Genomic DNA, 26,700 nt, shown 5'->3' on the forward strand with positions numbered 1-26,700 from the left:
GTGCATGATCAGTTTCTCATAACGATCAACCATCCAATCCTCAAAAATCATAAAGCGCACGGTCAGGAGCTGTTGCCCGGATTAGCCCATATTGATCTGTTGTATCAAATGTTTCGAGAAAATGGTCATGATTACAGCGAGCTTGAGCTTCGTAATCTAACGATCTATCATCCGATCATGGTGGGACAAGATTATGATGTCATGCTGAGCATTTGGTGCACGCAAAGCAAAGCAGGACAGTGGCAGATTCGGATGGAGGGTCAGACACAGCGCAACGGCATTGTAGACTCGGAGAAAAAGCTGTATGTCACTGCTGAAATGCATCACCATACTTCTGAGCAGTTCGATGAAACGTTGGATCTTCCCATGCTAGAGCAGGAGGCAAACAAAAAGGTCAATCTGCATGACGTGTATGAGCAATGCCGCCGTCAGGAACTGGTGCACACAGGTTTTATGAAGGCAGAAGGTACGATTTACGAAACAGATTCAGCGGCGGTAATGGAGATTTCACTCGGTAAACATGCCCTTCCCAGTGCGGAAGGGTTCATGTTTCACCCGACACTGGTCGATGGGTCTGCGATCGGCTCGATGGTATTGTTCACCTCGGTAGTCCAAGAAGAACAACGGCTATTTTTGCCGCTTTTTTATGAATCTTTTCGTGCCACAGCTCTATTACAGCAGCATTGCTTTGCGAGAGTACAAACTTCATCCATTCAACGAAAAAATGAACTGATGTATATGACGATGGAGTTCTTTGATCGATCAGGTAGAAAAATAGCACATTTGCAAAATTTTGCGGGCAAGTTAGTTCGTGATCCTGGTCTGATCAATCCCAATAAAAAAGAAGTACCTCAGCTTCGAGCGGAGATCCAACTATCGAAGCAAACGGTATCTCTGTCAAAAGGAGCTGTTCAAGAGGCGAATGAATCGCAATCTGCCTTAGTGAGTAAAGCACAAACGTTTTTACAACAACTGCTGGCAGCTCGATTACAAGTTCCCGCCGCGTTGATTGATACGCAGATTGGTTACTATGAAATGGGGCTTAATTCACCGGGCTTGTTGGAAGTTGTGAAGGCTGTCGAAGAGAAAGTAGGAACGCCGCTGGCTCCTACTTTATTGTTTGAATATACGAATATCGCTGAGTTGGCCGCCTATCTTGCTGAGAATCATGCTTCCATATTCAGTGGGCTTGATTCGATGAAACAGGAAGGCAGACAAGAGCTGCCGCAACCTGCCAGGGTCGTAGATTCATCAGCAACCTCTGAGAGTCATGCAGCGAATGCCGATGAAGAAATTGCGATCATTGGGATGGCAGGGCGTTATCCAGAGGCAAGAAATCTCCATGAATTCTGGATGAATTTAAAAGAGGGCAAAGACTGCATCAAAGAAGTCCCGAAATCTCGCTGGGATTGGCAGCAGTTTGGAGAACTCAAATCCCCATCTGGGAAGCAGATGTCGAGATGGGGAGGGTTTATTGAAGACCCTGATTGCTTTGATTCTCCCTTTTTCAGAATATCGCCGCGGGAAGCAGAAACGATGGACCCCCAGGAGCGTTTGTTTTTGGAAACATGCTGGGAAGCGATGGAAGATGCGGGTTATACGCCGAAGACGATTGTTCCGCCGCGGGGGAGCAGTAACAGGCGGCAGGTTGGTGTCTTTGTTGGCGTGATGCACAAGGATTATTCCCTCATCGGAGCGGAAGCGATGTCTCGGGGAGAAATGTTCCCGCTATCCTTGAACTATGCACCGATTGCTAATCGCGTTTCGTATTTCTGCAATTTTCATGGTCCGAGCATGGCGATTGACACGGTATGCTCATCCTCGCTGACGGCTGTTCATTTGGCGCTGGAGAGCATCAAGCGCGGTGAATGTGAGGTAGCATTGGCGGGGGGCGTCAATTTATCCTTGCATCCTGGCAAATATTTGTCATACGGCATGATGGATATGCACTCGAGTGATGGCTATTGTCATACCTTTGGCAAGGATGGCGATGGGTATGTTTCTGGAGAAGGCGTCGGTACGGTCGTGTTGAAGCCATTGCGCAAAGCGATTGAGGATGGAGATCATATTTATGCCGTGGTAAAAGGAAGCAGTGTGAACCACGTCGGATCGGTGAGCGGGCCATCCGTACCAAGCCCTGTTGCTCAGGCAGAAGTGATTACAGCATGCCTGGAAAAGAGCGGTGTGGACGCGCGAACGATTCGTTATGTAGAGGCGCACGGGACTGGAACTTCTTTAGGCGATCCGATAGAAATTCAAGGATTGGTGAAAGCGTTTCGTCAATATACAGAGGATCAGCAGTTTTGCGCAATTGGCTCGGTGAAATCAAATATCGGGCATGCAGAATCTGCCGCGGGTATCAGCGGTCTGCAAAAAGCTGTTCTTCAGCTTCACCATAAAACGCTCGTTGCTTCCTTACATGCCAAGGAACTAAATCCGTTTATTGACTTTGCGCAATCACCCTTTTATGTACAGCAACAAACAGAAGAATGGAAATCGGTGATCATAGAAAACGGCCAAGAAGTCACCGTTCCGAGACGAGCAGGGGTAAGCTCGTTTGGAGCTTCGGGGTCCAATGCCCATATTATTTTGGAAGAATACATCCCAGATGAAACAAAGCCGAAAGCGCAAGCCATTGGTGATAGAAATAACCCAGTGATGATTCCGCTATCTGCCAAAAATAAGGAACGATTACAAGTTTATGCGCGAAAAGTAGCGGAGTTTCTAAAAGGGGCATCAACTGACAATCCCCCTCAACCAAGCGCGGAAGAGAAGCGAAATCAGCTTCAAGAAATGCTGGAGAAGAAGCTTCGCAATATTTTATCCAGTATTATTCATGTGGCAGAAAGCAGCATTGAGATCGAACAAGAGTGGCATGAATACGGAGTAGACCTCGTTCAACTCACACAGCTCAAGCAAAAAATGCAAGAGGAGCTGCAAATTCAGTTAGATATCAAGGAGTTCGATCAAAGCAGCTCCATTGCTTCTGTTATCGCTTCTCTCATGGATAACCATCGAGATGATATAGAGGTAGAAGTTTTGTCTTTTGCTGATCCAGAAACGCAACTCGATCTGGAAAATGTGGCGTATACCCTGCAAGTTGGACGAGAAGGGATGAAAGAACGAGTAGCCTTTGTCGTCGAGAATATACCAGAGCTGATCGGAAAATTGGAAGCTTATTCGAAAGGCGAGAATACGATCGATCATTGTTGGGAAGGAAGCTTGAAGCCGAACAACGACTCTCAACAGCTTATCCAAAGCTGGATTGCAGAAGGCAACATCAGAAAAATGGCTGAATTATGGGTGACAGGCTATGAAATGGATTGGGAGCAGCTTTACCTGAATCACAAACCTAGACGTGTTTCCCTGCCGACGTACCCATTTGCGAAGAAGCGTTATTGGATTCCAGAGAGCAAAAATAAATCTGTAAGCGGCAAGACAGACACTCCATTCACGAGCGAAACTGCGATTCATCCACTATTGCAGCGGAATACTTCTGACTTTTCTGAACAGAGGTTCAGTTCGACATTTACAGGTCAGGAGTTTTTCCTATCAGATCATGTTGTGAAGAATCAGAGAATCTTGCCGGGAGTTGCCTATCTGGAGATGGCGAGAGCAGCAGCAGAGCAAGCAACGGCTGCCTTGACAGAAGAACCAGCCAAGATTCAACTCAAAAACGTGGTTTGGACACGGCCAGTGGTTGTAGGTGACCAACCTGCACAGATACATATCGGTCTTGTTCCTGAAGAGAATGGTGAGATTACTTTTGAAATCTATAGCGAGTGGGAGGCTATGGATGCAGAACCTGTCGTACACAGTCAGGGCAGCGTCATGCTTCATTCTGTTGCTGAGAAACATGTGTTGAATCTGCCGTCCTTACAAGCAGAGTGCAGTCAACGTGAGTTTTCATCCGAACAATGCTACAGCATTTTTCATTCAATAGGAATGGATTATGGTTCGGCACATCAAGGAATTGACACCTTGTATGTAGGGAAGGGCAAAGTATTAGCCAAGCTGTCCATGCCAGCCTCCGTCTCCGAAATGGAGAACTCTTTTGTCCTGCATCCAAGCCTAATGGATTCTGCATTGCAGGCATCTATCGGGCTCATGATGGTCGGGGAAGATACACCATCAGCGGATGATCATTCCAGCCGCAAGCCCTCCTTGCCTTTTGCCATGGAGGAAGTCGAAATTCACGACAAGTGCACCTCCTCGATGTGGGCGTACGTTCGCTACAGTGCCAACAGCAGCGCAGCTGACAAGGTGCAGAAGCTGGATATTGATTTGTGCGATGAAAAAGGAACTGTTTGTGTACGAATAAAGGGATATTCCATGCGAGTGCTGGAGGACGGGAAGCCAGCGAGCCACGTTTCTTCAAGCAGCGATGCCTCCGCAACCTTACTGGAGCCTTCGGTGGGGAATCTCATGCTGTCCGCTGTGTGGGATGTGACTCCACTTGAGAAGGGGGAGCTTTTCCCTGCTGCTGATGAGCAGGTTGTCATTGTGGGCGGAAATGCAGAGAATGCGAGCGCCATTCAGCAACACTATCCACGAGCAAAAGTGTTGTCCATTCAGGCTGAGAATACGATTGAGGAAATCGTACAGCGACTGGAAGAGCTTGATTCCATTGATCATATGGTGTGGATCGCTCCTTTTGATGCGATAGATTCCTTGGCGGAGCATCGATTAATCGCAGGGCAAGATCAGGGAGTGATTCTATGCTTCCGAACGATTAAAGCCTTGCTTCGCTTGGGATACGGAAGTAAGGAGTTGGGGTGGAGTGTCATCACGGTTCAATCCCAGCCCATTCGTAAGACAGATGTTGTGAATCCTTGCCACGCGAGTATTCATGGGTTAATAGGTTCGATGGCAAAGGAATATCCAAACTGGAAGATTCGACTCATGGATGTAGAGGACGAATCTGAATGGCCATTGGATGATATGTTGAGGATGCCAAGAGATCGTCAGGGGCGTCCGTGGGTTTATCGCCAGGGTGAATGGTATCGCCAGCAGTTGCTTACCGTCGACCATCCTCCGATCAATCAGACACGTATGAAGCAGGGTGGCATTTATTTGGTGATCGGCGGTGCTGGTGGCATCGGTGAAGCATGGAGCGAATATATGATTCGTACCTATCAATCCCAGATCATATGGATGGGTCGTCGTCAAAAAAATGAAGAGATTCAAGCGAAGATTAACAGGCTTGCCGCTTTTGGACCAGCACCAGACTATATAGCAGCGGATGCAACGCAGCAGAACGCTTTGCAACAAGCTTATGAACAGATAAAGCAAACGTATACACGGATTGACGGAGTTGTACATTCTGCCATGGTCTTGGTTGAGGAAAGCTTGGAAACGATGCAAGAGGAAGGTTTCCGAGCAGTGCTTTCGTCTAAGGTTGATGTGAGTGTGAACATCGCTTTGGTGCTTGAGAAGGAGCCTTTGGATTTTGTCTTATTCTTCTCATCGCTCATGGCAGTTACAAAAGCTCCGAAGCAAAGCAACTACGCGGCTGGATGTACCTTTAAGGATGCCTATGCTTATCAATTGACCCAAGCATGGCCATGTGCGGTGAAACTGATCAATTGGGGATATTGGAGCAGTGGGCAAGTGGAAGAGTCTCATCAAGAGATGGTAGAAACGTATCGTCGTTTGGAGCAAATCGGCATTGGCCTTATTCAGCCTCCAGAAGCAATGCAAGCGATAGAGACACTTCTCGCAGGAGCCATGGATCAAGTTGCTTTCATGAAGATCACAAAGCCTATTGTCATTGAAGGGATGAAGGTAGAGGAATGGGTGGATATTCACTCTGAACGTTATCCTTCCTTGCTACAGTTGTCCGCCCATGAAAATGAAGGGCTTCCTGATGTGGTGGCTGCCTTTATCAAGGAGAGATTGAAGCAGGATCCATCAGCGCGAATCCGGATTCTCGAAATCGGAGCAGGTACAGAATCTGCCAGTTCCTTGATTTTACAAAAATTACATGCCTATCAATCTTTTGTGAGCTTCCAAGTTTTTGATCCAGAAGCAGCGTTAGGTGAACAAGGAATGAATGCTGGTGATTACGACCTGATTCTCACAGCTGATAAACTGCACACCGCTCAGCAAATTCGCCAAACCCTGCGTAACTGCAAGAATCTCTTAAAAAGGAATGGCCTGCTTCTAGTAAAAGAGATGACCGATCAAAACGTAGGGAAAGACCTCGCAGCAGGTCTTTCACTACCTCTGGAAGCTTGGCAGAAAGTATTGAGAGATGAGGGCTACCGAGTTGTCTCCTATCCACAGTTGATGATTGCTGAAAGTGACGGTGTTGTCCGCAAGTCCAAACAACAGCAGAAATCAATGGGGACCTCAGCTTCTCCTCTACCTATTCCTTCAAATGCAGACAGAGGAACAAGCACAGAGGATATGCTTCGGGAGAAAAGCATAGCCTATTTCAAGCAATTGGTCGGAGAAACACTGAAAATTCCATTCGACCAGATCGATTCTTCTGCCGCCCTCGAGGAGTATGGCATTGATTCGATTATGATTGTGCAAATGACGAATGTCTTACGAAAAAAATTGCATCAGATCAGCACGACGCTCTTTTTTGAATATCAAACGATCGATGCGCTGGTCGAGCATTTCATGACAACACAAGCGGATGAATTGTTTGCATTAGTAGGAATAGATGAACAGCAGCCTGTTCAAAAGCAAATAACCAACGCAGCAGCTTCTGCAAAGCCAACCAGAGAGCAAGCCGGGTCGACATTTCGAAAGGCAAAGTCCCGCCGTTTCCTGCAAGTTCTTGATACGGAAGCGGAAAAACAAACAGCGCCGTCCAGACAGGATGTCGCGATCATTGGTCTTGCAGGTCGTTATCCGCAAGCGGAGGATGTCTGGGAGTTTTGGTCTCGCCTGAAAGAAGGGAAGAATTGCATCACGGAAGTGCCGAAGGATCGTTGGAATTGGCAAGAATATTTCAGCGAAGAAAAAGGAAAAAGAGGATACATGTACACCAAATGGGGCGGTTTTATCGAGGATATGGATAAATTCGACCCGCTATTTTTCCAAATTTCGCCTAACGAAGCGGAGCAGATGGACCCTCAGGAGCGCTTATTTTTACAAACGGCATACGCCAGTATGGAAGATGCGGGCTACACTCCTGCCACTTTAGGAGAAAGCAGAAAAATTGGTGTGTTTGTTGGTGTCATGAACGGAAATTATCCAGCAGGAACGAGCTACTGGTCGATTGCGAATCGTCTTTCCTACTTGTTCAATTTCCAAGGACCAAGTCTGGCAGTGGATACGGCGTGCTCCTCTTCTTTGACGGCGATTCATTTAGCCTTGGAAAGCCTGTACAGCGGTACAAGTGAATGTGCCATTGCTGGCGGGGTCAATTTCATTGTCGATCCGTTTCACTATATTCGACTGTCGGGAGCGACTATGCTATCTGCTGGTGACCGCTGCAAGTCGTTTGGCGATCAAGCGGATGGCTTTGTAGATGGAGAAGGTGTGGGAGCTATCGTATTGAAGCCTCTGCAAAAGGCGATTGCCGACGGAGACCACATATACGGCGTGATCAAGGGAAGCATGCTCAATGCAGGCGGCAAAACAAATGGATATACCGTACCAAACCCCATCGCGCAGTCGCAGGTAATCCACGAGGCATTGCAGCGGGCGGGAGTGGATGCTCGTGCCGTCAGTTATATCGAAGCGCACGGTACAGGTACCGCTTTGGGCGATCCAATCGAAATTGCGGGACTGACTCGCGCATTTGGACAATATACGAAAGACAAACAATTCTGCGCCATCGGCTCGGCCAAGTCGAACATTGGACATACGGAGAGCGCGGCAGGAATTGCAGGCTTGACCAAAATACTGCTTCAGATGAAATATGGTCAAATCGCACCATCCTTGCACGCTGAGGTAATGAATCCAAACATTGATTTCAGTGATACCCCCTTTGAAGTTCAACAAAAGCTGGCAGAATGGAAACGACCCATCATTGAAAGCAACGGAGTAACCAAGGAGTATCCGAGAATCGCGGGGCTATCGTCATTCGGGGCGGGTGGAGCTAATGTCCATATCGTCATCGAAGAGTATCACGAAAAGGATAGACAGCCCGAGAGCAGCATTCAGCCACAGCAGCCTAAAATCATCGTGCTCTCAGCGAAGAACGAAGAGAGGCTGTTCGCTCAAGTGAATCGATTATTGAAGGCGATCACAGAAGAAGCATTCTCCGATGCCCATTTGGGTGATATCGCCTTTACGCTTCAAGTAGGGCGGGAAGCGCTGGAAGAACGCTTGGCTGTTATCGTCAGATCAGTGGGTGAGCTCGCGGAAAAGCTAACGCATTTTGCAGAAGGCGCAGAGAACATTGCCGAGCTGTATCGTGGGCGAGTGAAACGCAACCATGACACGGTAGCTCTTTTTGCTGATGAAGATATGAAGAAAACCGTGGAGACATGGATTGCCAAGGGGAAATATGCAAAACTGATGAACCTTTGGGTCAAAGGCGTCTCTTTTGATTGGAATAAGTTATATAGTAACGAAAAGCCGCGTCGCATCAGTTTGCCTACCTATCCTTTTGCCAAGGAGCGTTACTGGATAGACGTTCAAAAGCCAATGGCAACAGGTATGCCCGAAGCATCTTCGATTAGAGGGGATATCCTCCATCCATTGCTTCACAAGAACACCTCTGACCTCTATGAACTGAGATACAGTTCAAGTTTCACAGGGCAAGAGCCGTTCTTGGCTGACCCTCTTGGAAACGGGCAGCGCTTCTTTCCACTCACTGCTTATCTGGAAATGGCACGGGCGGCAGTGAAACAGGCAGCAGGAGATAGAGAGAGGAGTTTATCTGGAATTCGAATGACCCATGTTGCGACAGATCATCCACTATTTGTGGGCGATGATCTGGTTCACGTACATCTAGGTATCTATCCAAAGGACACTGGCGTGCTTGCTTATGAAATCTACAGCGAATCGAATGAAGATGATACCAAGTCTGTACATAGCCAAGGTATGGTCGAATTCACTTCGCTTGTTGAAGCACCAATTTTGGATCTGCCTGCCTTGCAAGCCGAGAGCAGCGAGATGCTTACTGCCCGACAATGCTACGAGCTGTTAAAAGAACGTGGAATGGATGATCATCCGAATTTTCAAGGGATTGACCAAGTATACAGGGCGCGGGGACAAGTTCTGGTAAAACTCTCCTTGCCTTCGATTGCCATGGAGACAGCAGAACAATTCGTTCTCCATCCAAGCCTGCTGGAGTCTCTGATGCAGTCATCTCGTTATCTCATCACGGAGGCTACATCATCTGACAGCATCAGCTCCATCCAACCAGATGGTAGTTTTACGCTTGAAGAGCTGGAGATCTTCGAGAATCATCCTGCTGTGATGTATGCTCTCATTCGATCCAGTGATAAAGCGGAGGCGGAGACAGCTAAAGTAGATATCGATTTATGTGATGAGACAGGCAGAATAGGCGTGAGGATGAAAGGTTTTGCAGTTGGAAGTGAAAAACTGGGTGTAACGGTGAGAGAGACCCAGGAAACAGTGACTTCTACTCCCTCACTGATGGGAACCACGATGCTCACTCCAGTATGGAACGCCGTGTCTGTAGAAAAAGGGGAAGTCATTCCAGCAACAAGTGATAAGGTAGTCATCGTTTGCGCCGAAGAAGGGGACAGAAGTCTCCTTCAACGTCATTACCCTCAAGCTGCTGTTTTGCCGCTTCAGTCAAAGGATTCTATCGAGGTAATCACAAGAAAGCTGGAAGAGCAGGGTGTGATCGATCATATTATGTGGGTGGCTCCTGACAGCTCTGTGGAATCCGTAAAAGAGGAGTCCTTGATGATCGAGCAGGAACGGGGCGTTATTCAAGTTTTCCGCTTGATCAAGGCTTTGCTTGCGTTGGGGTATCAGACGAGAGACTTGGGCTGGACGATCATTACTGTTCAGGCGCAGGCTATCTCCAAAAAAGATACGGTCCGTCCAACGCATGCCAGCATCCACGGATTGATCGGATCGATGGCGAAGGAATATCCGAACTGGAAGGTACGACTCGTCGATTTGGAGGCGCATGCCGAGTGGCCGCTTCGTGATATTGTTGCTTTGCCTGCCGACGCTCATGGAAACGCTTGGGCATATCGTGGACACGCGTGGTATCGCCAACAGCTGATGCCCGTGCAGAGTCCTTCTATCAGTCAAACGGTTTATAAGCAACATGGAGTCTATGTTGTGATTGGAGGCGCGGGCGGTATTGGACAAGCGTGGAGCGAATACATGATCCGCACCTATCAAGCACAAATCATTTGGATCGGTCGCCGCAACAAAGATGAGTCGATTCAGAACAAAATAAATCAACTTGCTGCCCTAGGACCTGCACCGCTCTACATCAAAGCCGATGCTACGGATCGCGAGTCGCTGCAATCTGCTTACGAAGAGAGCAAGAAGCGATTTGGCAAGATTAACGGGGTGATTCATTCCGCCATTGTTCTCCTTGATAGAAGTCTGGCGAATATGGACGAGACGACCTTCCGAGCTGGACTTGTACCAAAAGTAGAAATAAGTGTTCGGATGAGCCAAGTGTTTGGTGAGGAGCCATTGGATTTCGTCCTGTTTTTCTCCTCGATTAACTCGTTTACGAAATCGCCTGGACAAAGCAATTATGCTTCAGGCTGCGCCTTTAAAGATGCTTTCGCCCATCAGCTTGCCAAGGAATGGACGTGTGCGGTGAAAGTAATGAACTGGGGATATTGGGGCAGTGTTGGAATCGTTGCGTCCAAAGGCTATCAGGAACGAATGGAACAGATCGGCATTGGCTCGATTGAACCTTCAGAAGGGATGGAGGCATTGGAAGCCTTGTTATCTGGTCCGATGAATCAAGTGGCGCTGATGAAAACGACCAAGCCACTCGAGATGGACGGAATCAATACAAGTGAATCTGTTGCAGTCGTTTCAAACAAAATTTCCTCCAGCATGGCAAGCATTAAAAACAAATTAAAAGTAAAGGATTTGCCCAAAGCAGCCTATTTTGCATCAGAAATGGATACGGACAGCTTGTTTGATGACGTACAAGCAACGATCATTCAACTCGCCTCTCTAATCCTGAAGGTAGAAAGCGAAGAAATCGATACGGATATTGAACTAAAGGAGTACGGATTCGACCCAGTCAAGCTCACCGAGTTTTCTACCAAAATTAATCAGAAGTACCAGCTTGAACTGACACCTGCTGTGATGATGGACTATCCAACGCTTAAGCACATCACTGAATTTCTAGTCAATACCACCCTGAAATCTCAATCAGCAAGAGAACAGGACAAACCGGTTCTATACGTGTAAGCCGAAGGAGTGCCTAGAATGAACAAAATGGACGAGCTTCTCTTAAAGTTACTGTGGGGTCAAATGCAGTCGCTTGGCTGCTTTACGGAAAAGAATCAAGCGCTCAGCGATCTCAAAAGACAAGGCGGTCTGCTTGACTTATATGACATGTGGCTCGAAGAAACGGCTTCTGTTTTGGCCCGGAATGATTATCTCGTTTACGATAGCGCAACATCTACCGTGATCGATACTGCTTCCGTTTCTAGTGCTGCTGTCTGGCAGGAATGGGAGCTAGAAAAAGAAGTCTGGCTAAAAAATGCGGATACGAATGCGCAAGTCAAGCTAGTCGAGGCAACCCTGCGTGCTTTACCACAAATTCTTACTGGAAAAGTGCGGGCCACGGAGGTCATCTTTCCCAATTCGTCGATGGCATTAGTCGAGAAGGTCTACAAAAATAACTCGGTTTCCGACTACTTCAATGAAGTGCTTGCTGATACAGTGGTTGCTTTTGTTGAGGAACGGCTGAACCAAGATTCTGCGGCCCGAATTCGCATTCTCGAGATTGGTGCAGGTACGGGAGGAACGAGTGCCGTCGTTTTCCAAAAACTAAAGGCGTATCAAGAGCAGATCCAGGAATATTGCTACACTGACCTCTCCAAAGCCTTTTTCATGCATGCAGAAAAAGAGTATAGTCCAAGCAATCCTTATTTGACCTATCAGATTTTTAACGTAGAAGAGCCGTTGACGGGACAAGGAATTGATCTGGGCGGCTATGATATTGTCATTGCAGCAAATGTCCTGCACGCCACCAAAAATATTCGCCAAACCGTACGTAATGCGAAAGCCGTTCTAAAGAAGAACGGCTTGCTTTTACTAAATGAAATGAGTAAAAACACCCTCTTCCTCCATCTTACCTTTGGTTTGCTGGAGGGATGGTGGTTATACGAAGACCCAGAGCTGCGCCTTTCAGGCTGCCCTGGGTTATCTTCGTCAACGTGGCAGAGAGTATTGGAGGAAGAAGGGTTTCAGTCGGTCTTTTTCCCGACAGAAGAGGCGCACGCGATGGGACAGCAGATTATTGTTACCGAAAGCGACGGCGTGATTCGCCAACAGCAAATAAAACAGCCTAAACCTAAGCCGAGCGTACATGCTGAACAATCAAAAGCAAAGAGAGTGGAAATACCTTCCGCTCCTGAAGGAAGGGCAATTCAGGATGTACTGCGCGAAAAAAGTACGAAATACATCAAACAGCTGATCGCTGAAACGCTAAAAATGCCGAGTAATCGATTGGATGCCTCCGAACCTTTAGAGGCATATGGTATGGATTCCATTTTATCTGTACAACTGATCAATCAATTTCGGAAAATTTTCGGCGAAACCATCAGCGGTACTTTGTTTTTTGAATATCAGACGGTAGAGGATTTAGTCGAGCATTTACTAGAGACACAAAGAGAAGCGCTGATTTCGCTCACAGGATTGGATAATCACAAGCAGGAGCCAAATCGAACGGAAGATCATGTTGAGGTTGCCCCATTGCCGAAAACCGAAGGGAAACAAAATCCAAGAAAAACAAGAGCATTTGCGTCATCTGCTCATTCGCAAATGACGGCGTCCAAGCCCGCGTCCTCCGGTAAAATAGCGATTATTGGCATGAGTGGGCGCTTTGCTCAAGCGAACACCTTGGACGAGTTTTGGGAGAATTTAGTACAGGGTAAAAAGTCTATTTCAGAAATTCCAGCCGAGCGTTGGGATTGGACAGAGTATTATCATCCAAATCGGGAGGAAGCCATTTCCCAAGGAAAAAGCTATAGTAAATGGGGTGCTTTCTTAGAGGAATTTGATCAGTTTGATCCGTTATTTTTTCAGATGACTCCGCGAGAAGCGGAAAACATAGACCCCCAAGAGCGGCTGTATTTAGAAGAGTGTTGGAAGGCGTTAGAAGATGCAGGCTATGCCTCATCGAAGATGTCTACGGAGCTGCGCAAGCGAACAGGGGTATTTGGTGGCATTACGAAACAAGGATTTCATTTGTACAGCACGGAAACCACTCATCACTTTCCGACAACCTCGTATTCATCGATGGTAAATCGGGCTTCGTACTATCTAAACTTGCAGGGTCCGAGTATCCCGATCGATACGATGTGTTCCTCAGCATTAGTAGCGATACATGAAGCATGTGAATACATCCGAAACGGGAAGGGAAGCATGGCGATTGCTGGTGGAGTGAATCTGTACACCCATCCGCTTACCTACTTTGGTCTGACTGTGGGACAGCTCATCTCCCATACATCTGACAGTGCTGCCTTTGGGAAGGGCGGAATAGGTTTTGTGCCTGGAGAGGGTGTGGGTGCTGTTGTTCTCAAGGATTACGATCAGGCAGAGCGGGATGGAGACTATATCTATGCCGTGATACGTGGAACTGCTGTCAATCATAAGGGCAAAGCCAATAGCTACATGACACCAAGCCCCAACCCCATTGCAGATGTGATTGGAGAGGCGTTGGAAGAAAGCGGACTGGACCCTCGAACCATTAGTTATCTGGAAGCTTCTGCCTATGGGTCAGATATAGTCGATGCCGTGGAAATGACAGCGGTCACGAAAGCTTTCCACAACCGTCAAGGAGCAGATGGGGATTATCGACTCGGTTCGGTCAAACCGAATATTGGGCATTGTGAATCGGCTTCCGGCGTGTCGCAGCTGATGAAAGTGATATTGTCCTTACAGCATCAGACGCTGGTTCCAACCCTGATTCCTGACGAATGGAATCCGAATATTCATTTTGATCAACTCCCGTTTCAATTGCAGCGAGAGGTATCGGAATGGAAGCAGGTCACAGTAGATGGGCAGACAGTCCCCCGACGAGCAGGCATTACCAGCTTTGGCGGTGGTGGAGTGAATGCCCATCTTATCGTTGAGGAATACAACCGAATTTCACCAAGCAGTGTAAATGATTCAGAACCTCAGCTGTTTGTTTTTTCGGCCAAAACGAAAGAGAGATTGCAAGCGTACATTCATCGCTGGATTGGTTATTTGCATAAGAACCGGCATATCGATGTAGCGAATACAGCCTACACCCTTCAAATCGGAAGAGAAGAAATGCCTTGCCGTTTGGCTGTTATCACCGATAGTCAAACAGAGCTTTTACAGCAACTAGAGCGCTGGTTGGAACATCAAGCAGAGACGGAGCATTGCTTTTTTGGCGATCTCAAAGAAAACAAAGAATTGTTGTCAGACCGGGTTACACGGGCAATCGAATCAAAAGATGTAGGAGAACTGGCAAAATTATGGGTTCTAGGCAATCCTATCCCTTGGCAGAAGCTGCATAAAGGGAAGGAGTTATCCCGAGTCGCTAAGCTCCCAACCTATCCATTTAAGAGGAGAACGTGCTGGATAGAACGCAATCAAACGAATCGCTCTAGGAGGGAGACGAGCATGACATCCGCTCATCCGGAATTCGAAAACAAAGCTGTTGAGATTTACACATATAGCGCCAACAGCAGCGAAGCGGAGTTTTCAGAGGATTACTTGACCGTATGTCCATTTGAAAGGAAGATTCCAGGCTTTTCAATGAGTCGTGTCATATTGAACCCTGAAAAATATCAGATGGAAAGAGAAATGGTAAGAGAGAAGCAAGTAGAGATGCGCCAAGTACTTTTTTGCAAAGAAAACTTTTCGCGTGTGCAAAAAGTGTTGGACTTCGGATGCGGTCATGGGACAGATGTGATTCAAATAGCAGAGCTCTATCCGCATATTGAAACCCATGGATTTACGATTACCAAGGCGCAAGCAGAGCTTGGCAATCAACGAATCGCACAGAAAAATCTGGGGGCTCGTGCGAAAATTTTCAACAAAGACAGTTCCAAGGATGCCTTTCCCGCTCACTACGACATGATTGTCGGGATTGAAGTGAGCTTCCATATTCGAAATAAACACGGATTATTTCAAAATATCTCCTCTTCATTGAACGAAGAGGGAACTGTTCTGTTGATCGATTACATTGCCAATACGCGAGGACCGATCGTAGACCAGAACGTAGAAGTCAGCATTCCCACTGTGCAGGAATGGATTGAGCTTTTAGCGGAGCATCAGTTAGTGATCGATGAAATCATCGACGTATCGCCGCAGATTGCGAACGCCTTGCACGATCCTGACGTGGAACAGTACATTAAGCATCTGCCTAAAGCCGTTCAAGATTTGTATATCAATACGGTGAATCAGTCCATCTCTCTTGAAAGAGGGTGGATCAGCTATTGCTTGTTTAAGCTGAAAAAAGCTCCGTATCTTGCGTACACGAAGCGTTGTGAATGGAACGCCAGCAAAATAGCGAAGAAAAGACCCTATCCAGAAGCATTAGCGGAAATGGTAAACAGCGGTTATATTCCTTATCCGAAAAAGCAAACGAGAACTCTCCCAAATCCAAATCAGCCTGACCACAGCTTTCATTGGAATAGGGAAACAATCAAAGAATCCTTGGTTGAGTCTTTTGCCGCCGTTTTAGGTATTCAACCAGAAGAACTGGAAGAAGTAGAGACCTTGAAGGATATAGGAATTGGCTCACTTAACGCTGTTGCCTTATCCGAAATGATTAACAGCAAATTCAATCTGAAACTACCGACCAGCGTTGTGTTTGAACATCATACGTTAGATGCTTTGGCAAGTTATATTGCTAGTCATTTGCAGCAAGTCGAGCCTAGCCAGCTCTATTCAAGTAAACCATTCATGTCAGATGCTCAAAATCAACCATTGTCATCTGAATATTCTGAACTAAAGCCCAATTTGGCAGCAGACCAGTCCATTTCAGATCGGACAAAAATTAAAGCGAGCCTGATCGAGGTCTTTTCGACCGTTTTAGGCTTGAGACAAGAAGAGTTGGAAGAAGTGGAGTCCCTAAAGGAATTGGGAATCGGCTCTCTCAATGCCGTTTCATTGTCCGAAGCCATCAATAGCAAGTTTCATCTGAAACTGCCGACAAGTATTGTATTTGAACATAATACGCTAGAAGCATTGGCGAGCTACATCGCTACTCATCTACCAGAGCGACAGGTAGAGCAAACAGAATCGTTTAACCAAAATCATAGAATCAGAAATCTTGAAGAGAAGCCTGTATATACAGAGAGAGTCCCAACGCCAAATATTGCCTACGAGCCGCCTAAAGTAGCTCCTGATGATATCGCGATCATTGGGATTTCCTGCCGCACAGCAGGTGCCCGGGGGCAAGAGGAATTCTGGGAGCTTGTCAGTCAGGGCAAAGATTGCATCAAAGAAGTGACCAACCCAGACTGGCGCGCCTTTTTCAAAGAAAATGCACTCGTCGATATTCCAATTAAATACGGGGCGATGGAGGATATTGAATATTTTGATCCAGCGTTTTTCAAAATTTCTCCTACTGAAGCCCAGTCGATGGATGTCACGCAGCGCATCCTTTTACAAGAGAGCTATAAAGCATTAGAGGACGCAGGCTACACCCCGTCCATGCTAAGAGGACAACCCGTTGGAACTATCATTGGCGCTATGGCGGGAATGACGGTAGAACAAGATTTCTCTCATTTTGGCATGCTCGGATCGGATACGAGTATACTCGCTTCGCGCATCGCTTATTTCCTTGACCTAAAAGGACCAGCTTTGGCTGTTAACACAGCTTGCTCGTCCTCTTTGGTTGCGATTGATATTGCTTGCCAAAAGCTGAAGACAGAAGAGGTCAATCTTGCTATTGCAGGAGGAATTACGATTTATTCCCATCCGGCTCCGTTTATCTCGATGAGTAACGCAAAGATGCTTTCTCCTACAGGAGAGTGTCGTCCGTTTGACAATGGTGCCAATGGCATTGTCGTTGGGGATGGCGTTGGCGTTGTGATTTTAAAAAGATTGCAAGATGCATTACGGGATAACGACAACATCTATGGTGTTATCCGTGGCAGTGGAACCAATCAGGATGGACGGACATTGGGCATTACCGTGCCTAGCTTCCAAGCGCAAAGCGACCTGCAAAAATCTATTTACGCGAAGAAACAGATTGATGTGGAAGACATTCAATATATCGAGGCGCACGGAACCGCAACCAAATTAGGGGACCCTGTAGAGATTCATGCGCTTAGCGAATCGTTCCGCCAATTCACGCCGAAGAAACGATTCTGCGCAATTGGTTCTTTAAAGGCCAATATCGGGCATACCACAGCAGCGGCTGGGGTGTTGAGTGTCATCAAGGTTTTGCTCAGCATGAAAAACAAGAAGATGGCCCCTTCGATCCATTTTGTCAAAGAGAATGAACACATTGATTTTGAAAACAGCCCTGTTTATGTGAATACCAAGCTGCAAGATTGGCAGACCAATTCCAAAGGCACTCGTTTGGCTGCGGTCAGCTCTTTTGGCTTCAGTGGCACCAATGCTCATTTGGTGATCGAAGAGTTGGATAGAAGCAAGACCAGATCCGCTGCTCCTGTTGAGGGGCAAGAGATAACGACGGGAGTCTTCGTGCTGTCAGCCGAATCTCGCGAGCAATTAGTGGCCTATGCCAAGAAAACAAAGGCATTTATAGAAAGACATCATGATGTGGAACTGGCAGATTTCCTTTATACCTATCAGACTGCAAGGGAATCCATGTCTCATCGATTAGCAGTCGTGGTCAACAGGAAAGAACAGTTGATTGGGCTTCTAGAGCAATTCATACAAGGTAATGGGGCAAAAACGGCAGATATATTTACCGGAGAAATAAACAAAACGGGCGGAATCAAGATCGGCGATACAGAAGAGGGAAGAGATTTTATCCGCAATCTCGCTCTGAACAAGAAGATCAAAAAGCTGGCGGAGCTATGGGTTCATGGCAACGAAATAGAGTGGGAAGCTCTCTATTCAAAAGGAATGGTGAGCCGTCTATCAGGTCTGCCAAGCTATCCTTTTGCCAAGGAACGATACCGTTTACCCAAAGTTGTCGTAGGCAATCGAACCCATCAAGAAGCAGCCGCCACCTCCGAACTGACAGCAGAAAAACATGAACACAGAGCAGCAGACAAAGCCAAATCAACGGAGGTAACTCGTGTTCAGACAGAAGAAGCTGATGGGAGGGAGACAGAAATCCAAAACTCCATTATCCATCATGATGTCATACAGGCTGACGAAGACGATACACCACGTAACGAGCTAGTCAGAAAAATTGCTGCAGCTTGGGAAGAGGTACTTGGAGTGAAAAAGGTTGACATCCACAAAAACTTCCAAGACCTGGGCGGCGATTCAATTATGGCCACTCAGATAATTTCCAGATTGAAGAATAGCTTCCCGGTTGATTTGAATCTAGACAATCTCTTTTCGGCGCCAACCGTTGCAGGAATGGCGGAGCTGATTGAAGAGGAATTGATTGCTGTTATTGATGAACTTCCGGAAGAGGCAATTTTGGAGCTATTAAGCTGATGCATTCATCTCTAGGAAAGGCAACAGAATCAACATGTGGGAAGGAGCAATCCGATGATCAATGATAAGGAATCAGCTAAATCAAGAGATGAGTTACTTGCCGAGAGCAGATCGAAGCTTTCCGAGAAGAAACTGGCCTTGCTGGAGAAGCTGAAAGGCTCAAAACTGGAGACGAAAAAGACTGGGATTCCGCGGCGTTCAAGAGAGGGCTTCGTGCCCCTCTCTTTTGCCCAGCAGAGATTATGGTTCTTAGACCAGTTGGTACCAAATAGTCCAGCCTATAATGTGGTTGCCGCCTTCCATCTATCGGGTGAGCTTCACACAAACATCATGGAGCGGTGCGTTAATGAGATAGTGAAGCGCCATGAAGCCCTGCGAACCACCTTTCAAGTCGCGAACGGAGAGCCGTATCAGCTCATTGCTCCTGCCTTGCAAATTCCTTTTCCCATTGTCGATCTTACAGGACATCCCGAGGCGGAGAGGGAGGATGAGTTTCGCCGACTCGCCAAAGAGGAAAGCATGTATGTGTTCGATCTAACCAAGGGACCCCTGCTGCGTGTTACTTTATTCAAACTCGGCGTGGATTTGAATGTCCTACTTTTGAACGTTCATCATATCATCATAGACGGATGGTCAGTCGGAGTTTTCTTCAGAGAAATGGTTCTGCTTTATCAGGCCTATCTTGCGGACAAGCCTTCCCCATTGCCTGAGCTTCCGATCCAGTATGCTGATTTTTCAAGCTGGCAGCGGGAATGGCTTCAAGGTGAAGTGCTAGAGAAACAGCTTTCTTACTGGAGAGAAACCCTTGGAAAAGAAAGCAGTGCGTTAGAGCTGCCAGTAGACCGTACACGACCTCCCATCCAAACGTTTCAAGGGGGGAGCCTAAAGCTCCAAATTCCCTCTTCCCTTTCTCATGCCATAAAAGCGCTGAGCGAGCAAGAAAACGCCACGCTGTATATGGTCATGATCACCGCATTAAAGATATTGCTGCATCGTTACAGCGGGCAAAATGATATCCGGGTAGGAGTGCCTGTAGCGAACCGCAACCGAGTGGAAATGGAGAATTTGGTCGGCTTTTTTGTAAACACGTTGGTCCTCAAAACAGATGTTTCCGGCAATCGAAGCTTTAGAGAGCTGCTGTCACGTGTGAGAGAAACGGCGAACAGCGCATACAGGCATCAAGACGTACCGTTTGAACGATTGGTGGATGAATTGCAGCCTGAACGTAATATGAGTCAAAACCCACTGTTTGAAGTCTGCTTTGTGTTGCAGAACTTCCCTATGCCGAAAAAATCGGACATGTCTGCATTGGGCTTTTCCTTGGTCAAATTTGAAGAGTTCCGTAACAACACATCCAAGTTTGACCTCTGGATTCAGGTTGTAGAAAAAGGAGATATCCTTGACCTAGACGTTGAGTTCAATTCCGATATTTTTAATGAATCGACAATCAGTCGTATGTTAGAAAGCTTTACAATCGTGCTGGCAGGGATTGTCGCGAATCCGGACAAGCCGATTTCAGATCTGCCGATTTTGACCGCTGCTGAAGAGCAAAAGCTGTTAGTTGAATGGAACGATACGAAGACGTACTACCCACAGCAAGATATGTGCCTTCATCAAATTATTGAAGCGCAGGCTGCCAAAACACCAGATGCCCCAGCCGTTATTTTTGAAGAGGAGCAACTCACTTACCGTGAATTGGATCAACGGGCGAATCAATTGGCTAATCATCTCTGGAAAATGGGTGTAAGAGCGGAAACGCTTGTGGGCATTTATATGGAGCGCTCCTTTGAGATGATCATCGGGCTGTTAGGTATCCTCAAAGCAGGCGGCGCCTACGTTCCCCTAGACCCAAGCTATCCGCAAGATCGGGTCGCCTTTATGATCACGGATGCGAATCCTCCTTTCCTCTTGACTGCGGAAGGGCTGAAGAACACGCTCCCTGAATACGGTGGCCAACTCATTTGCCTCGATTCAGATTGGGAGACAATCAGCATAGAGAGCCGTGTGGCACCTGCAAGCGGAGTCAACAGCGACAATTTGGCGTACATGATTTACACCTCAGGCTCTACTGGCAAGCCAAAAGGTGCGATGAATGCTCATCGCGGTATCGTCAACCGACTTTTATGGATGCAGGAACAATATCAGCTGAATGAAACCGATCGAGTGATGCAAAAGACGCCTTTCAGCTTTGATGTGTCGGTTTGGGAATTTTTCTGGCCGTTAATGACGGGGGCCTGCATGGTAGTAGCTCGTCCAGAAGGTCATAAAGATACGACTTATCTGGCACGCCTGATCAAAAAAGAGAAAATCACCACCATGCACTTTGTTCCTTCGATGCTTCAAGTATTCCTGGAGGAGACGGAAATTAACGGCTGCGATACGCTACGACGAGTCATTTGCAGTGGGGAAGCCTTATCGTATTCAACGCAGGAGCGCTTTTTCGAGTGTCTCGATGCGGAATTGCACAACCTGTATGGTCCTACAGAAGCGGCGATTGATGTCACGTACTGGGCGTGTCAAAAAGGAAGCAAGCTTAGATCTGTGCCGATTGGACGCCCTGTGGCAAACACCCAAATCTATCTGTTAGACGAGCACCTGAATCCTGTTCCCGTGGGTGTTGCCGGCGAGCTGCACATCGGTGGTGTGCAACTGGCTCGCGGATACTATAACCGACCTGAGCTGACAGAAGAGAAATTCATCCCTGATCCGTTCAGCAAAATAGAGGGTGCACGCCTTTATAAAACAGGTGACTTGGCACGTTACATGCCGGATGGAACAATCGAGTATCTGGGCCGAATTGATTTTATGGTCAAACTAAGAGGGTTCCGTATCGAGCTCGGTGAGATTGAAGCTGTATTAGATGAACATCCACATGTACAAAAAGCGGCTGTGATCGTTCATGAATCCGAGCAGGGGCCAGGACATAAGCAGTTGGTATCTTATATCGTGCCCGATTCACAGTCCAAGGAAAAACTGAAAAAGGCAACAGAAGAAGCACTCCCTGCGGAACAGGTATCAGAATGGCAGGATGTCTTTGATAAAGCCTATGATGATGAAAATAAATATGAAGCCGATTTCAACATTACCAGCTGGAACAGCAGTTATACAGGTCAGCCTCTTTTCGCGGAAGAAATGCGTGAATGGGTCAATTCGACGGTGGATCGTATCCTTGCCTTGCAACCGAAAAAGGTACTCGAAATCGGGTGCGGTACAGGGCTGTTATTATCCCGGATAGCGCCTCATTGTGAACAATATTGGGGAACGGATTTTTCGTCGATGGCGTTGGATTATATTACGGAGAAACTGATCAACCAAAGAGAGGATTTATCCAATGTAACACTGCGTAAGAGCTATGCGGATGATTTTAGTGGACTAAAGGGACAGAAGTTCGATGTGATTGTGCTCAACTCTGTGGTGCAGTATTTCCCGGATGCGAGCTACCTGCTGGATGTGCTGAAAAAGGCTATACACGCCTTGAATGACAAAGGAGCAATCTTTGTCGGGGATGTTCGCAATCTTTCTTTACTGCAAACCTTCCTTACTGAGGTTGAGATGGAAAAGTCACCGGCTACGTTGACCGCCGATCAATTGCAGCGTCGCGTACAGAAGCGAATGAGACAAGAGCAGGAGCTGGTTATCGATCCTGCATTTTTCTATGCACTTCAAGCGCAGCTGCATCAAATCAGCCATGTAGAAATCAAGTTGAAGCGTGGAAGTCATCATAACGAATTAACCCGATATCGCTATGACGTGGTTCTTCATCTCGGCAAAAAAGTGCAGACGATTGAGGATTTTTCATGGCTGGATTGGCAGGAGGAGGGCATCCAAAATATTGAGGGACTTCGTCAAATCATGACCAAGTATAAACCGCAAATCTTAGGGCTTACGAATATCCCTAATTTGCGGTTGGACAAGGCGAATCGATACCAGTCGTTGCTTGCTGACAAAGATGTTCTCAAAACCAAAACCGTGGAAGAACTGAGAACAGATCAGAACCATGCAGGCACTGGAATAGACCCTGAGGAGCTTTGGAAGTTGGGTGCTGAGCTTCGTTACAGCGTGGATATCACTTGGATGGGTGATAGCGAGGATGGCAGCTTTAAAGCTGTGCTCCGACCTGAGCATTTATTAGAAAAAAAACAGCGTAACACAGTGGTCACCGCGTGGCACCGTCCAGCGAAAAACTACCAGCCGATTGAAACGTATGCGAACGATCCTTTGACAGATAGAGTTGCTCGCCAGTTCATTCCAGAGCTGCGCAGTTATTTGCGGGATAAGCTGCCAGATTACATGGTTCCGTCTATCTTTGAGTTTATCAAGGAAATGCCAGTGAACATGAATGGAAAATTGGATCGAAAAGCGCTTCCTGCGCCGCTTATGGAAGTGCCAGAGATGGAAGGAGATTTTGTACCACCAACGACGGAGACGGAAAAAATTCTTGCCGATGTCTGGGCTGAGATATTGGGCTTGGATAAGGTTGGCATACATAATAACTTCTTCGGATTGGGCGGCGACTCCATTCATACCATTCGAGTGGTTGCGAGAGCAAAACAATTCGGTTTGGAATTGACTCCTCAGCAAATTTTCCAATTCCAGACCATCGCTGATCTGGCAGAGGTTGTAGGTGGGGTTTCCACCCAAAGTGCAAAGCGAACGGCAACAGCAGTAGAGCTACCAACGCTTGATAAGCATCAACTGGATCGGATAAAAGCAGACAACCTATACATGGAGGATGTTTATCCGTTGACGATCATGCAAGAGAATATGCTTTATCGATACAAACATCATCCAGAGCCTGGTTTGAATGTGGTTCATCATGCTTTTCGCATAGAGGGTGGCCCTTTCCATGTTGCTGCTTTTGAGCAGGCATGGCAGCATCTCATCCAACAATTCCCTGCCTTGCGAACCTCCTTCATCTGGGAAGAGCTGGATGAACCGATGCAGATCGTGCATGAGAAAGTGGATATCCACATCAAACAGGAAGATTGGCGTGGTGTTCCGGAAGATAATCAACATGAACAATTGCAATCCTATATTCAACAGCTTAGACAACAAGGATTTGAAATGGGCCAAGCTCCACATGCGCATCTTGCTCTGCTTCAAGTAGGAGAGGATGTCTACTACTTTATTTATGTCTTCAACCTGATGTTGCAGGATGGCTGGAGCTATACGTTGATCGTGAAAAGACTATTCGAATATTATCAAGCGTTTTCCCAAGGGAAGGCGATTGATATTGTGCCTGTATATCCATATCGGGATTATGTAGCGCTACAAAAACAGCAGGACTTAGCGGATGCTGAGTTGTTTTGGAAGAAAAATCTGAAAGGAATGACCAGCTCCACTCTTGAATGGGCGCAAGCGAGCAGGAGGAATATTTCTGCCGACGAGCCTCCCTATTCTCAAGAAAGGTTCATCGTATCGCCAGAAGTCTCCTCGGCGCTGTTATCCTTGTCCAAGAAGTATCATTTGACGCCATATACATTGGTACAGGGGGCTTGGGCATTGCTGCTCCATCATTACAGCGGAAAGGAAGACGTTGTATTTGGTACGATCTTCTCGGGTCGCAGCCTAGCGATGATGGAGGTCGAGCATTCTGTCGGGCTTTTCTTCAATATTTTGCCCATTCGCGTGAGCATCGAGCAAAACATGAGGTTCTTGTCTTGGCTCCAAAACATGCAGTCCAAGGTAGTAGAGACGAGTCAGTACGAATACACGCCGCTGAAAAAAATATACGAGTGGTGCGATATCCCACGAGATCGGCTTTTGTTTGACAGTTATCTGGTCAGCGAACAGCTCCCTGATTTCTCTTCTGTATTTCGGGGATTTAATGACGTCCTCGGCGCTACCATCTATGATTCTATCGCGCAGACGGAGCATCCATTACGAGTGGAAATCCTTTTCTATGAACAAGTGCTGGTCCTGCATATCAACTATTATCGACGTTTTTTCAACGATAAGGAGATTAGCAGTATGCTGCAGCACTTGAATGCTCTTTTAGAAGGATTGGTAGCGAACCCAGAGCAAAAGGTAAGCGAGTTAGTCAATGCGATAACGTATCATCCCCAACACTAAATTTGCAAACAAGAGGAGAGGTTACTATGTGTGGAATTGTGGGATGGCTGGATTGGGATGACGATTTGTCATCCCAGCATGCTATTTTGCAGAAAATGGCTCAAGCGATCCAACATCGCGGGCCAGACGAAGAGGGATTTTGGTTGTCTCCTCGGGCAGCGATTGCGCATCGGCGCCTGATCGTAATCGACCCAGAAGGCGGCAAGCAGCCAATGATCTACCGTGAAGGAGATCAGACGTGTGTCTTATCGTTTAACGGCGAAATCTACAATTATTTGGAACTGCGCCGCCAGTTAGAGATGCTTGGACACTCCTTTCAAACCAATTCTGACACAGAAGTATTACTGCGCGCTTTTTTGGAATGGAGAGAGGATTGTGTCCGTCATCTCAATGGAATTTTTGCATTCGCCATTTGGGATGAAAAAAATCATCGATTGTTTTTAGCGCGTGACCACTTAGGTGTAAAACCATTATTTTATTGTCAACGTGGGAGCTCGTTCTTGTTCGGCTCTGAACTAAAAGCCTTGCTCGCCCATCCAAAAGTGAAGCCTGAAGTAGAAGCGGATGGGTTAGCAGATATTATCGGACTCGGTCCGGCGAGAACGCCTGGATTTGGCATTTTCCGCAATGTCAATGAGGTTCGAGCTGGACATTGTGTAACAGTCACGAAGGATCAAATCAGGACAAGGCCATACTGGAAACTGGAAAGTAAAGTGCATACCGATGATATGGATACAACGACAGAAAGGATACGCGCTCTGTTACAAGACACGGTACAACGTCAGTTAATCTCTGACTTGCCATTGGTGAGTATGCTGTCTGGCGGCTTGGACTCTAGTGGCTTGGTGGCTTTAGCCGCTGAAGAGCTTCGTAAAAAAGGGAAGACGCTGCAAACCTATTCGGTTGATTTTGTTGACAATGATCAGCATTTTGAAGAAGGATTGCTGCACATTAGCTTGGATGCGCCATGGGCGAAATCAGTTTCAGAGCATGTACAAACGAAGCATCAAGAGATTACCTTCAACGCCCAAGATTTGATTTCTCATTTTCATATGCCGTTGAGAGCACGTGATCTCCCGGGATTAGGGGAGACGGATACCTCGCTCTATTTGTTCTGCCGGGAAATGAAGAAAAAAGCGACCGTTTCGCTATCAGGTGAATCGGCAGACGAAGTATTTAATGGGTATCCTTGGTTTCAGAAGGAGAAATTCTTGAATTCAGGCAAATTTCCTTGGATGGAGCATGACGGGTGGAGTTCATTTTTAAATGAAGAAGCCATCGAAAAGATTCGCCCACAAGAATATCTTCGCAGGCGGTATGAAGAAGGGATTGCAGAGGTACACCCTTTGGAAGGGGAGACAGTTTTGGAAGCTCAACAGCGCAAAATGTCGTACCTCTTTATCACACGCTTTCTTCCATTGCTATTGGATCGCAAGGATCGAATGAGCATGTATACGGGGTTTGAAGTGCGTGTTCCGTATTGTGATTACCGTCTGGTTGAATATTTATGGAATGTTCCATGGAAAGTAAAAAATATTGATCAAATCGAAAAAGGCTTGCTTCGCAGAGCGTACAAAGGATATTTGCCGCATGAAGTATTGTACCGCAACAAAAGCGCATATCCGATGACCTATCATCCGGAGTATTACCATGCGATTTTGGACCATATGAAACAAATTTTAGCGAATCCGAATGCGCCTCTAGTACCATTGATTAATAAGTCTGTGATCCAATTTGTGCTGGATGGCAAAGCACCTATGAATCTCGCTCAATCAACGAAGCTGATCGAATACCTCGTTCAGATAAATATGTGGTTAGAGGAATACAAGATTTCCATTCGATAGAAGCCCTTGGATTTGCTGATAAAAAGGACAGTCAGGATGTTTTTTCCTGACTGTTTTTCTTTCAAAAATT

4 protein-coding genes are annotated in these 26,700 nt (G+C 46.8%); all 4 read left to right on the forward strand.

Annotated features, from left to right (window positions below; all coding sequences use genetic code 11):
- From FB479_RS00715 to asnB, 4 genes are read left to right on the forward strand one after another with little or no spacing between them, the layout of a single operon-like run.
- Nucleotides 1-11,331 carry an SDR family NAD(P)-dependent oxidoreductase gene (locus FB479_RS00715; RefSeq protein ID WP_142061545.1) on the forward strand — a complete coding sequence of 3,777 codons (11,331 nt, stop codon included), beginning with the start codon at nt 1-3 and terminating at the stop codon, nt 11,329-11,331.
- An 18-nt stretch (nt 11,332-11,349) separates the two neighbouring features.
- The gene (locus FB479_RS00720; protein ID WP_142061547.1) at nt 11,350-18,714 is read left to right on the forward strand and encodes a beta-ketoacyl synthase N-terminal-like domain-containing protein; all 7,365 of its coding nucleotides are present in this window, start codon (nt 11,350-11,352) and stop codon (nt 18,712-18,714) included.
- 54 nt (nt 18,715-18,768) lie between these two features.
- Nucleotides 18,769-24,786, forward strand: coding sequence for a non-ribosomal peptide synthetase (locus FB479_RS00725; RefSeq protein WP_142061550.1), 6,018 nt, complete (start codon nt 18,769-18,771; stop codon nt 24,784-24,786).
- Between the two features lie 26 nt (nt 24,787-24,812).
- Nucleotides 24,813-26,630 (forward strand): asparagine synthase (glutamine-hydrolyzing), encoded by a 1,818-nt coding sequence (asnB, locus tag FB479_RS00730; protein ID WP_142061553.1) that lies wholly within the window; start codon nt 24,813-24,815, stop codon nt 26,628-26,630.
- The last annotated feature ends 70 nt before the right edge of the window (nt 26,631-26,700 follow it).

This window comes from Brevibacillus sp. AG162, assembly GCF_006715575.1.
In the GTDB taxonomy this organism is placed as follows: domain Bacteria; phylum Bacillota; class Bacilli; order Brevibacillales; family Brevibacillaceae; genus Brevibacillus; species Brevibacillus brevis.